The sequence below is a fragment of the Clostridium septicum genome, assembly GCF_003606265.1.
GTDB lineage: Bacteria > Bacillota > Clostridia > Clostridiales > Clostridiaceae > Clostridium > Clostridium septicum.
On sequence record NZ_CP023671.1, the window covers coordinates 3169415 to 3182908 of the forward strand.

Genomic DNA, 13494 nt, shown 5'->3' on the forward strand with positions numbered 1-13494 from the left:
TTCAAAAAACACCTTATACTTTATACAAAATAGTGTATAATAGTTAAAGAGTTATAACTATAATAATTTACATAATACCTTTGAGGTGAGTATATGCGGTTTAAATTAAAGAAAAAGATAAAATTAAATGGAGTACAAATTTTAGCATTAGGTTTTTTAAGTTTTATTTTATTAGGTGGTATTATTTTATCCTTACCAATTTCATCAGCTAGTAAAGAAAGCACTAATTTTCTTGATGCATTATTTACATCAACTTCAGCAGTTTGTGTTACTGGTCTTGTAACATTAAATACTAGCGCTCATTGGAGTACTTTTGGTCAAACTATTATAATGATGTTAATTGAAATTGGTGGTTTAGGATTTATGTCCTTTACTACTTTAATTGCAATTATGATAGGAAAAAAGATTACATTAAGAGAAAGATTAGTAATGCAAGAGGCTATGAATACATTTAACCTTCAAGGGCTTGTTAGTATGGTTAGATATGTATTTGGATTTACTTTTGCAGTTCAGCTTTTTGGAGCTCTTTTAATGTCAACACAGTTTATACCACAGTATGGATTAAAGACAGGGATATTTTATAGCATATTTCATTCCATTTCAGCCTTTTGTAATGCTGGGTTTGATTTATTTGGGAATAGTCTAGTTGGATATTCTAGTAATGTAGTTATAATATTAGTTATAAGTGCATTAATAATTATCAGTGGTATAGGATTTACTGTTTGGCTTGAAATATATCACTATAAAAGTGGGAAAAAATTAACAGTACATGCTAAGATTGTAATATTAATGACTTTAGTACTTATATTTGGCGGAACAATATTAATGTTTATATTTGAAATTAGAAATCCTGCTACATTAGGAAGTATGAATTTTAAAGATAAAGTATTAAACGCTTTTTTTGCATCTGTAAGCCCGAGAACAGCAGGTTTTAATAGTGTTCCACTTGCAGATATGACAATGGCAGGTAAATTCTTAACTATTTTACTTATGTTTATTGGAGGATCACCAGGCTCAACAGCAGGGGGATTAAAAACATCAACATTTGGTATAATAATCTTAACTGTAATTTCTGTTATAAAGGGAAGAGAAGATACTGAGGTGTTTGGAAGACGCTTTTCTAAAGAGTTAGTATATAAAGCATTTGCTTTGTTATTTATAGGTGTTGGATTAATAATAGTAGTAACTATGATGTTATCTTATACAGAAGTAGGAGCAACATTTATGGACTTACTATATGAGACAACTTCTGCCTTTGGAACAGTAGGATTAACTACGGGGTTGACTCCTAACTTAAGTAAGATAGGTAAAGTATTAATTATGTTAATGATGTATTTCGGAAGAGTTGGTCCATTAACAGTAGCATTAGCATTAACAAGAAGAAGAAAGAAATCAGGGTATAAATATCCAGAAGGAAAGATTTTAATTGGTTAGGAGAGAAAACTATGGCAAATAAACAATTTGTAGTATTAGGATTAGGAAGATTTGGTCATTCAGTAGCAAAAACTCTATATGCTTTAGGAAATGACGTATTAGCAATAGATATGGATGGAGATTTAGTACAAGAAATCTCAGATAGTGTAACTCATGCAGTTCAATTGGATGCAACAGATGAAAATGCCCTAAGATCTTTAGGATTAAGAAATTTTGATGTTGCAGTAGTTACTATAGGATCAAATATTCAAGCAAGTGTAATGGCAACTTTATTAGTTAAAGAGTTAGGTGTTAAATATATAATAGCTAAGGGTCATAGTGATTTACATGCTAAAGTTTTATATAAAATAGGTGCAGACAGAGTTGTGCTTCCAGAAAAGGATATGGGAGTAAGGGTTGCACACAATTTAGTTTCAGCAAGTATAGTAGACTATATAGAGCTTTCACCAGATTATAGTATTATGGAAATACAAGCATTAGATGAGTGGGACGGAAAAACTCTTGACGAATTAAGACTTAGAAGTAAATATGGAATAAATGTAATGGCTATTAAAAATGGTGATGAAATTAATTTAACACCATCAGCACAAGATAAAGTTAATGCTAAGGATGTAATAGTTGCTATTGGTTCAGCTGAAGACTTAAGTAAATTAGAAGGTGTAATTGTTAAATTAAATTAACGAGGTGCAAATTGATTTATATAGAAAGTAAGGATAATGCTTTATTTAAAGCAACTAAGAAGTTAAAAGAAAAGAAAAATAGAAATAAAGAAGGTAAATATATAATCGAAGGGTTTAGGCTTATAGAAGAAGCTTTTAAAGCTAATATGCAGGTTGAATATATTATTCTATCAGAAGAATCACAAAATAAGTTAAATGAATATTTAAGTGAATATATTGATAAAAATAGTAAAATATATGTTCTTAGTGGGAATCTAATATCACAACTTACTTCTACAGAGCATCCTCAAGGTGTTGTTGCAGTAGTAAAGAATAGAGAAATGCCTAAGGAAATAAATGGTGATTTCTACCTTTTATGTGACAAGGTTCAAGATCCAGGTAACTTAGGAACTATTATAAGAACAGCTCATGCAGCAGGAGTAGATGGAATAATATTAACTAAAGGCACAGTAGATATATATAATGATAAAACTATAAGATCAACTATGGGTTCTATCTTTTATGTACCAATAATATATGAAGATGAAAATTTAAATTTTTTAAATAAGTTAAGAAATGAAGGTTTTAGTCTTGTTTCAACATCTTTAGAAGAATCAAAAGATTTTTTTAAGGAAGATTTAAGAGGAAAAGTAATTTTATCAGTTGGAAATGAAGGAAATGGTATAAGTGAAGAAATATTTTCTTTATCAGATAAGAAAGTGAAAATTCCTATGCCTGGTGGTGCTGAATCGTTAAATGTTGCAGTTGCCACATCTATAATATTGTTTGAAAAGGTTAGACAAAACTTACAATAATAGATTATATAAAAATTTCTATTGAATTTAATTAGCTTTATTTGTATAATGAATTGTAAATAAATATGTAAAGACAGTGAATGAGAGAGTAGATATAATGAATTTTTCAGGGAGAAGTGGTCTTAGACTGAAAGCTACTTCAAAATAGATTTATATTGAAGTTCACTCAGGAGTTCTAGCTATGAAATTAGAGTAGTTGCTAGCGGTAATACCGTTATTTTAATTAAGTTGAGTTTTAAAGCATGTATATCTTTAAAACTAATTAGGGTGGTAGCGCGGATACTCCGTCCCTTTTATGGGATGGAGTTTTTTTATACGCAAAATTAATTATTAAATTAAAACTGTTTTTAGTATTAATTAATAAATAAGGAGGATATGAAAATGCAAGAAAAACTAATAGCAATTAAAGAAGCTGCATTTAAAGAGTTACAAGAAGTTAATAGTAGTGTAGTACTTGAAGAAATTAGAGTTAAGTATTTAGGTAAAAAGGGAGAATTAACTACTATATTAAGAGGCATGGGAGCTTTATCAGCTGAAGAAAGACCAGTTGTAGGTAAACTTGTAAATGTTATTAAAAAAGAAGTAGAGGATAAAATTGAAGAAACTTCAAAAGGAATTAAGGAAAAAGAAAAGAATGCTAAGTTAGCATCAGAGGTAATAGATATATCTCTTCCAGGTAAAAAAAATGTTATAGGTAAAAGACATCCATTAGATTTAACATTAGAAAGTATGAAGAATATATTTATTTCAATGGGATTCACAGTAGAAGAAGGTCCAGAAGTAGAGCTAGATCATTATAACTTTGAAGCTTTAAATATACCTAAGAATCATCCAGCAAGAAGTGAACAAGATACTTTCTACATAAATGATAATTTAGTATTAAGAACTCAAACTTCACCGGTTCAAATAAGAGTAATGGAAGATCAACAACCGCCGATAAAGATGATTGCACCAGGTAAAGTATATAGATCAGATGCCGTTGATGCAACACACTCACCAATTTTCTATCAAATGGAAGGGTTAGTTATAGATAAGGGAGTAACTTTTGCAGATCTTAAAGGTACTTTAGAATTATTTGCAAAGAAAATGTTCGGAGATAAGGTTAAAACTAAATTTAGACCTCATCACTTTCCATTTACAGAACCTTCAGCAGAAATGGATGCAACATGTTTTGTATGTCAAGGTGAAGGTTGTAGAGTATGTAAAGGTAGTGGTTGGATAGAACTATTAGGTTGTGGTATGGTTCATCCTCAAGTTTTAAGAAATTGTGGAATAGATCCTGAGGTTTATAGTGGTTTTGCTTTTGGATTTGGTGTAGATAGAATGGTTATGCTTAAGTATGGAATAGATGATATTAGATTATTATACGAAAGTGATATGAGATTCTTAAATCAATTTTAGTAGGAGGTAAAAAAGATGAAGGTACCATTTAATTGGTTAAAAGATTATGTAGAAGTAAATATAGATGCAAAAGAATTAGGAGATAAATTAACTTTATCAGGTTCAGCAGTAGAAGAGGTAATAATACAAGGAGATACAATTCAAAATGTTGTAACTTGTAAAATTGTAGATATAACTCAGCATCCAGATGCAGATAAATTAAAGATATGCCAAGTTGATATAGGAGCTGAAGAAACTATACAAATAGTTACAGCTGCAACAAATATGAAGGAGCAGGATATAGTACCTGTAGCTCTTCATAAGTCAATACTTGCAGATGGAACAGAAATTAAAAAAGGCAAACTAAGAGGTATAGTTTCAAATGGTATGTTCTGCTCAGAAGAGGAGCTTGGAATAGCTGGAGATGAACCAGTACATGGTTTAATGATTTTACCACAAGATGCTCCTGTAGGTATGGATATTAAAAAGTATTTAGGCCTTAATAAGGCAATCTTAGATTTTGAAATAACATCAAATAGACCTGATTGTTTAAGTATTTTAGGAATGGCAAGAGAAACAGCTGCTACAATAAGATCCACTTATAAGATGCCAAACTTTACTTATGTTGTTAAAAATTCAGCTAATATTAATGATGAATTAAAAGTAGAAGTTAAAGATGACCTATGCAGAAGATATATGGCAAGAGGAGTTAAGAATGTAAAGGTAGCTCCATCACCATCATGGATGCAAGAAAGACTTTTAGAAGCTGGAGTTAGGCCTATAAACAATATAGTAGACATAACTAATTTCGTTATGCTTGAATTAGGGGAACCAATGCATGCTTTTGACAAGAGAGAAATAAAAAGCAATAAGATAGTTGTTTCTAGAGCTAATCAAGGAGAAAAGTTTACAACTTTAGATGAAATAGAAAGAGAATTAGATGAAAGCTTTTTATGTATAAAAGATGATAATAATACAATAGCTTTAGCTGGAATAATGGGTGGATTAAACTCAGAAATAAAGGAAGATACTAAAGAGGTTGTATTTGAATGTGCAAACTTTGATGGTACTAATATAAGAGTTAATGCAAAGAAATTAAATTTAAGAACCGAAAGTTCATCAAGATTTGAAAAAGATATAGATCCAAACTTAGCTGCTTTAGCTTTAGACAGAGCTTGTGCTTTAATTGAAGAATTAGAGTGCGGTGAAATAATGGAAGGCACAATTGATATATATAATAATAAAAAAGAAATTGGAAGTATAAAAGTAGATTCAAATTGGATAAATACTTTCTTAGGAACAGATATATCTAAGGAAGAAATGAAAAGATGCTTAGATTCTTTAGATTTAGATACAGCTATAGAAGGAGAAAATCTAATTGTAACTATTCCAACATTTAGAATTGATATAGCAATTAAAGAAGATATAGCAGAAGAAATAGCAAGAATATATGGATATGATAACATTCCTACAACTATATTTAAGGTTTCAACAGAAAGAGAGCCTAAATATAAAAGTGAATTATTAACAGAAAATGTAATAGATACTATGATTTCAAGTGGACTTAATCAATCAATAAGTTATTCATTTGTTTCACCAAAGGTTTTTGATAAAATTAAGCTACCTATGGATAGTGAACTTAGAAATGTAGTTAAAATTAAAAATCCACTTGGAGAAGATTACTCTGTAATGAGAACTACAACTATTCATTCTATGATGGAATCTTTAGGTAGAAATTATTCAAGAAATAATGATTATGTAAGATTATTTGAAGTTGGAAAGGTGTATATTCCAAATGAAGATGAAACTAAATTACCTAAAGAAAGAAATGTATTAACTATAGGAATATATGGTGAATGTGATTATTTACACATTAAAGGAATAGTAGAGAATGTTATAGATGGACTTGGTGTAACTAAAGTTTCATATGTAAGAGAATCTGAAAATCCAAGTTATCATCCAGGAAAGACAGCAGCATTAATGGTAGGAAAATCTAAAGCAGGTGTTTTAGGAGAAATTCATCCAGATGTAACTGAAGAATATGGGGTAGATATAGATTGCTATATAGCTGAGTTAGATTTAGATGTTTTATTTGACAATGCAGAAGTTACAAAGAGTTATAAACCTCTTCCAAAGTTCCCGGCAGTAACAAGAGATATTGCGTTATTGGTTAATGATGAAGTCTTAGTTCAAGAAATAGAAGATACAATAAGAAAAGCTGGAGGAAATCTAGTTGAAAAAGTAAAGTTATTTGATATTTATAAAGGAGCTCAAATACCAGAAGGTAAAAAGAGTATAGCTTATGCAATAGCATATAGAGATGAGAAAAAGACATTAACTGATAAAGATGTAAATAAAGTTCATGATAAAATATTAAGAAGTCTTGAATATAAATTAGGTGCAACTTTAAGATAAAGATTTAATAATTAATATGAAAAGAGAGAATTTCTAGATAATAGAATTCTCTCTTTTTAATATATATACATTTCAATTAAGTAAATATTATATGAATATATGCAAAATAATTCCAAAATATGATAAAATTATAATCGGATTTATTTTATTATAAAATATTATTTATTATAAAGGAGAGTAGTTAATGAAAAATTTAATAAACATGTTAAAGGGGATGGCTATTGGTATTTCTAATATAATACCAGGAGTGAGTGGGGGAACAATGGCAGTAGTTTTAGGGATATATGATAAAATTATATCTTCAGTAATTAACTTTTTCAAAGATTGGAAGAAAAATGGGTTATTTTTAGCTGAATTAGCAATTGGAGCAGCTATTGGAATATTAGCATTTAGCAATTTAATAACATTTTTATTAGATAACTATCCTTCCCAAACAAATCTATTTTTTATAGGTCTTATATTAGGAAGTGCACCTTTAATATTTAAAAAGGCTACAGAAAGCCAAGTAAACAAATCAAACTATGTTTGGTTTGTTATAGCATTTGTTTTATTAGCTATAATGGGAATTGTGGGAGAGGCAGAAGGTGCTATTAAAGTTGTATCAGAACTTTCAATTGGAACTATAATAATATTACTTATAGCTGGATTTGTAGCAGCTGCAACAATGATTTTGCCAGGAGTTAGTGGATCATTTATATTAATTATGATAGGTATGTATTATCCAATAGTAAATGCTGTAAAAGAATTTAATATTCCTGTTTTAATAGTAGTTGCAGTGGGAGTTTTATTAGGTTTTATTACAATGACTAAAGTTATTGAAACATTATTTAATAAATATCCACAAACAGTATATTTTATAATACTAGGTCTTATACTAGGTTCTATTTTTGGAATATATAGTGGTATTGGAAATGGGTTTATGATATTAGTGTCTATTAGTGATTTTATAATAGGTTTTTTAATATCATATATGTTAGGAAAAAAAGAATAAATTATTAAAAAGGATAACTAAATTTTTCAGTTATCCTTTTTACATTTTATGAAATAATAAATATGATATCATTTCATATATGTTATTTTTATGGTAAAATATAATAAAAGTACAGTTTTAAAATATTTATGAGGTGTAATATGAATACGGTAACGATTAAGATAAATGGAATAGAATATAATTTAAAAGGAAGAGAAAACGAAAAGTATTTACTACAAATCGCAGAATATGTAGATGGAAAAGTAAAAGATATTATGGGAAATAATAAAAAACTTAGTTCTACCGCAGCAGCTACCCTTGTTTCTTTAAATATTGCAGATGAATTGTTTAAAGCAGATATGGAAATAGAAAATTTAATTAAGGATCGTAATACTTTAGAAGAGAAAAAAATAATCTTTAGTGAACGAATAAAAGAAATAAAAAGCGAATATGATAAAATAATAAATGAAAAAGATGATGAAATAAAAAAATTACAAGCCATAATTTCTTCAATGGAAGAAAGACTAGAAAATGCAGAGAAATTAGTGGAAGTACTTGAAGATAAAAAAAGCGATGATGAATATAAAGAAAAATTTGAAAAACTTGGACAAGAAGTTGTTATAATGGAAGAAGAGTTAAAGAAAAATATTAAACAAAAGCGGCTTTTGGAAGAAAGAAATAAGGATATAAAATTTCAACTTCAAAACTCTAAATATAAGGTATTAGATTTAGAAAATAAACTTGTAGATTTACAAATAGAATTAGCAAAGGAAAGAAAAAATAAAAATGTATTACTTAGAAAGTAATTATTAATTTAGAATATTTAAAAAGAGACAGTAGATAGTTTTGTGTAAAAACAAAACTATCTACTGTTTTTTTGTATTAACAGTTGGAAGTTTTGGAATAATATACTATATAAATTAGGAGGAATTATTATGACAAGAAAAATTGATACCAACTTTGATTACAACGAGGAAATTAAAAGATGTAAAACAATCGATGATGTGATGGGTAAAAACGGATTAATACAAAGATTAGTTAAAGATGTTCTTGAAAATATATTAGAAGGTGAAATGGAAGAACATCTAGGAAGAAATAAATATGAACGTGTAGAAGCAGTTGATCAAACTAAGAAGAACTACAGGAATGGTTATAGTCGCAAAAATTTAAGAAGTTCCTTCGGTGACGTCGACCTAGACGTACCCCGTGATAGAAATGCTGAATTTGAGCCACAAATTATAAAAAAATATGAAACTGTGTGTACTGAGTTAGATAAAAAGATTATATCTTTATATGCTAAAGGTATGTCAACATCTGATATTCAGGCTGAAATTGAAGACTTATATGGAATAACTATATCACCATCGATGGTATCTAAAATAACTGATAAAGTGCTTGCTAGCGCCGCCGAATGGCAAAATAGAGCATTAGATAAAATATATCCAATAGTTTATTTAGATGCTATGTACTTTAAAGTTAGAAGTAATGGAAAGATAGTTAACAAGGCTGTCTATATATGCTTAGGATACACTATGGAAGGATATAAAGATATTTTAGGTATATGGGTTGATGAAGCTGAAGGTGCTAAATTCTGGTTAGGAATTTGCAATGATTTAAAAAATAGAGGTGTAAAAGAAATTTTAATTGCTTGTATGGATGGATTAAAAGGGCTTCCACAAGCTATAAAAACAGTATTTCCATCAGTAAATATTCAAACATGTATTGTTCATCAAATAAGAAATTCAATAAAATACATAGCTTCAAAAGATAAAAAAGCATTTATGAAAGATTTGAAGGAGGTTTATAAGGCTACAACAGAGGAACTTGCGTTAGCACAGCTAGATAATTTAAAGGAGAGATGGGGAGATAAATATGGAATAGTAATAGATTCCTGGTATAATAATTGGAGTAACCTTTCAACATTTTTCGACTTCTCTCCAACTATAAGAAAGATGATTTATACTACAAATATCTTAGAAGGTTTTAATCGTCAAATACGTAAATTCACTAAAGTTAGAGTCATATTCCCAACTGATGAATCTTTAAATAAGTGTGTTTACTTAGCAACGATGGAGATACTAGAAAAATGGACTCAGCCTATACATAATTGGGGTGCTACGTTAGCAGAGCTATCAATAATATTTGAAGATCAATTAAAAGATGAATTAGCTTAAAAGCTTGTACTTTTTATAAATTATATGCATACTATTAGATTTTTTTGAAATACTAAAAAAGGTAATAAGAAACATTATTAGTATTTCTTAAATATAAAAAAATATTACTGGAAATGAAAATTTCCAGTAATATTAAAATAATAAAAATGATAATTACACAGAATTATCTATTCTCTCTTTAAAAAAGGTAGGAGAATTTCTTCTACCTTTTTTGTTAGAAGTCGTATATTGTTAAAGTATCATTTTTAATATCTTTAACGTTAATTTGTATAGAGCTTATATTACAAATATCAGTTTTCTCTAATAGAAGTAGTTTTTCATTATTATTATTATTTGATTGGTCTTCAGTTTTTTTTACAGAGATAATTAAGTTAGAATCATTTATTTTAAATTCTAAATCAGCAAAAGCGTTAGATATACCATTAAAAATAAATATTGTTTATTTTCTTTTGCAATTTCGAATCTATATATTCCATAATTAGCTGATTTATTTTCAATTAATTATTTAAGACAAGAATCTCTTAGAGTACTTAAATTTATTTCTTTTATAGTGATTCCTTCGTTAGAAAATGTTTTAAGTGTAGATTCAGTTTGAACCTTACTTTTATTTTCAAAAATTATAGTAGGTTGTTTAAAATAAATAATAAAGACAAATATAAGGAGAATTAAAAGAGTAATTATAATTAGTAGATTAATTCTCTTTTTCATAATGACCTGCTAAATAATAAACAAAACATTTTATGGATTAATTATACATAATTTAAAAAATAAGTAAATAAATAAATAAATGAAAGAAAAGTTCTGTAAATATGTAATAACATAGAAAAAAATTAAAATTTATGTTATATATAATTAGTAGAATATAAAATACTAATAGTAGAAATTATATATTGTAATAACATAGGAGAATTTTTATGGATAGAGTTGAGATATTAGCACCAGCTGGAAGTATGGAAAGCCTATTTGCAGCAATTAATAAAGGAGCAGATGCAGTTTATTTAGGAGGAAATAAATTTTCGGCTAGAGCATATGCATCAAATTTTGATAATGATAATATGATAAAGGCAATAGATTATGCACACGGGTATGGGGTAAAGATTTATGTAACAATAAACACAATACTTAAGGAAAATGAAATAGAAGAAGCTGTAAGATATGCAGGTTTTTTATATGAAATAGGAGTAGATGCTATAATTATTCAAGATTTAGGGCTTTTTAAAAGAGTTAAGGAGGATTATCCAGATATGGAAATACATGCGTCCACTCAAATGACTATACATAATGGAGAAGGAGCTTTATTTTTTAAGGAGCAAGGATTTAAAAGAATTGTTTTATCAAGGGAGTTATCTATTGATGAAATTAAATATATTTCTAAGGATTTAGACATAGAAACGGAGATATTTGTTCATGGTGCACTTTGTATATCATATTCAGGACAATGCTTAATGAGTTCTATGATTGGTGGTAGAAGTGGAAATAGAGGAAGGTGTGCACAACCTTGTAGAATGGAATACACTTTAAAAGGAAAAACTTCAGGGGAAAAAAAGGCATATTTATTAAGTCCTAAAGATACATGTACAATAGAAGATATGAAAGAAATCATAGATTCAGGTACAGCATCTTTAAAAATTGAAGGAAGAATGAAGAGAGCTGAGTATGTAGCAGGAGTTGTGGATAATTATAGAAAAGCATGTGATAAGGTGTTATATAAGAAAAAATATGATGTAGTAGAAGGGAAAAGAGAGCTATTACAGTTATTTAATAGAAGCGGGTTTTCTAAAGCTTATTTACATAAAAATGTAGGTAAGGATATGATGAGTTATAAAAATCCTAAAAATACAGGAGTTCCATTAGGTATAGTTGAAGGAAATGGAGAAATTATTTTAAAAGAAGATATAAGCATTGGAGATGGTTTTAGATTTAGAGATAAAGGCTTTAATGTAAATAAAATTATAAGTAATGGTATTGAAATAAATGAAGCTAAAAGAGGCGATCGAATTAAGCTATATCCCACTATGTATAAAAAGGGAGATGAATTATTTAAGTCATTAGATAAAAAATTATTTGACAAATTAGAGGCGTACATAAAACCATATGCTAGAAAAATAACATTAGATGTAAATGTAGTATTTAAGGTATCAGAGCCACTTACATTAAAAATAATTTATAGAGGTAAAGAATATGAATTCAAAGGTGAGATTGTACAAAAGGCTGAAAAGAGACCATTAGATAAAAGGAGAATTATTGAATCACTTCAAAAATCAGGAGATTGTACTTTTAAATTTGAAAAAATAAATTTTGATAACTATGAAGATGGATTTTTAAGAATTTCAGACTTAAATAATTTAAGAAGAGAAGCTTTAGAAGGCATTCAAAAAGATATAAGTAAAAGTCATAGAAGAAAGAGACCAAATAAATTAAAGGAAGAAGAAATAAATTATTCTAAAGATAAAGTAGAATTATTATATCAATGTATAACTAAATCACAACTTAAAGCTATTATTGAAGAAGGTGCCAAGGATATCTCAATAGATATATTTAACAGGCATAAAGAAGGTTTGAGAATACAAGATTTGAAAAATTTAGCTAAAAGTAGTAGTGTAAATATTTATTTAAAGGTACCTAATATAATAAAGAGTGAATTTAATAAAGTTATAGATATAATAGAAGAGGTAAAGCCTTATATAAAAGGAATAGTAACTGTAAATGTAGGTATTATTAATAAATATAAAAGTGATCTTTATATAATTGGAGATTACAAGTTTAATATAATAAATTCGGAAGCCTTAAAATTTTATCAAAATATAATAGATATGCCAACTTTAAGTTTAGAATTAAACAGAAAAGAAATAAAAAATATGTTAAAAAAGAATAAAGGTAATATTCAAGGAATTATTTATGGTAAAACAGAGCTTATGATAAGTGAGCATTGTCCAATTGGAAGTAATTTTGGAGAAAAATCAGCTATAAATGATTGTAATTTAGCATGCACAAGAGATGAATTTACACTAATTGATAGAATTAATGAAAAGTTTAGAGTTATGACTGATATATTCTGTAGAAGTTATATTTTAAATCCAGTTCCTCTTAATATGATAGATGAAATAGATGATTTAAAAAATATTGGTGTTAATTCATTTAGAGTTGAGTTTAGAGATGAAGACTATAATGAAGTTAAGAATGTAATAAATATGGTAAATGGAAATAAAGATATTGATAATAAAATTTATACAAAAGGTCACTATAGAAGAGGAATAGAGTAATAGGGGGATAAAAATGAGTATATCAACAATAAAATTATTATTAATAGGAATTTTTATATTAACAGTAATGGTTATTTTGGGAACAATAAAACTAAAGTCATGTCCAGGAATAGTTAAAGCTACAAAGGAACAAAGAATAAAGGGAATAGGACTTATAAAAAGTTTATGGAAAAAACAAATAATAATATCATCAGTAGCAATAGCATTATATTTAATAACTTTTATGGTTAATGATAAAACAGAAGATATGTTTTTAAAGACTATTATTTTATTATCATCAGCATTTGTAGCTGGATCAGGATTTTATATTGTATACTGTTATAATAAATTTAAAGGAAATTTTTCAAAATTAATGGATGAAATTTATAAATAGATTATGTTAAA

General features: G+C 27.6%; 11 protein-coding genes and 1 other annotated feature. Of the genes, 10 read left to right on the top strand and 1 reads right to left on the bottom strand.

Going from position 1 to position 13494, the window contains the following annotated elements:
• Positions 1-93: 93 nt before the first annotated feature.
• The 8 genes from CP523_RS14615 to CP523_RS14650 all read left to right on the top strand — a co-directional run bounded on the left by CP523_RS14615 (position 94) and on the right by CP523_RS14650 (position 9847).
• A complete protein-coding gene (locus CP523_RS14615) occupies positions 94-1434 on the top strand; it encodes a TrkH family potassium uptake protein (protein WP_066678670.1) in 1341 nt (446 codons plus the stop codon).
• A gap of 11 nt (positions 1435-1445) precedes the next feature.
• Positions 1446-2114: a potassium channel family protein gene (locus CP523_RS14620; RefSeq protein ID WP_066678669.1), complete on the top strand. Its 669-nt coding sequence runs from the start codon at positions 1446-1448 to the stop codon at positions 2112-2114.
• An 11-nt stretch (positions 2115-2125) separates the two neighbouring features.
• Entirely contained in the window at positions 2126-2908 is a 783-nt protein-coding gene (locus CP523_RS14625; protein WP_066678668.1) for a TrmH family RNA methyltransferase, read from the top strand.
• 67 nt (positions 2909-2975) lie between these two features.
• Positions 2976-3203 (top strand) — a binding site (T-box leader).
• An 86-nt stretch (positions 3204-3289) separates the two neighbouring features.
• Positions 3290-4309, top strand: a complete 1020-nt coding sequence (pheS, locus tag CP523_RS14630) for a phenylalanine--tRNA ligase subunit alpha (protein WP_066678666.1) — start codon at positions 3290-3292, stop codon at positions 4307-4309.
• A gap of 15 nt (positions 4310-4324) precedes the next feature.
• The gene (gene pheT, locus CP523_RS14635; RefSeq protein WP_066678661.1) at positions 4325-6703 is read left to right on the top strand and encodes a phenylalanine--tRNA ligase subunit beta; all 2379 of its coding nucleotides are present in this window, start codon (positions 4325-4327) and stop codon (positions 6701-6703) included.
• 184 nt (positions 6704-6887) lie between these two features.
• Complete coding sequence (locus CP523_RS14640; RefSeq protein ID WP_066678660.1) at positions 6888-7694, top strand: DUF368 domain-containing protein; 807 nt, start codon at positions 6888-6890, stop codon at positions 7692-7694.
• A 140-nt stretch (positions 7695-7834) separates the two neighbouring features.
• Entirely contained in the window at positions 7835-8479 is a 645-nt protein-coding gene (locus CP523_RS14645; protein ID WP_066678659.1) for a cell division protein ZapA, read from the top strand.
• Between the two features lie 129 nt (positions 8480-8608).
• Positions 8609-9847, top strand: coding sequence for an IS256 family transposase (locus CP523_RS14650; protein ID WP_120140384.1), 1239 nt, complete (start codon positions 8609-8611; stop codon positions 9845-9847).
• Positions 9848-10348: 501 nt separating this feature from the next.
• On the opposite strand, the gene CP523_RS14655 is transcribed toward CP523_RS14650, so the two are convergent.
• Complete coding sequence (locus CP523_RS14655; protein WP_120140996.1) at positions 10349-10555, bottom strand: hypothetical protein; 207 nt, start codon at positions 10553-10555, stop codon at positions 10349-10351.
• A gap of 206 nt (positions 10556-10761) precedes the next feature.
• On the opposite strand from CP523_RS14655, the gene CP523_RS14660 reads away from it, so the two are divergent.
• Positions 10762-13110: a U32 family peptidase gene (locus CP523_RS14660; protein WP_120140997.1), complete on the top strand. Its 2349-nt coding sequence runs from the start codon at positions 10762-10764 to the stop codon at positions 13108-13110.
• Positions 13111-13123: 13 nt separating this feature from the next.
• The gene (locus CP523_RS14665) at positions 13124-13483 is read left to right on the top strand and encodes a hypothetical protein (protein ID WP_120140998.1); all 360 of its coding nucleotides are present in this window, start codon (positions 13124-13126) and stop codon (positions 13481-13483) included.
• Positions 13484-13494: the final 11 nt, after the last annotated feature.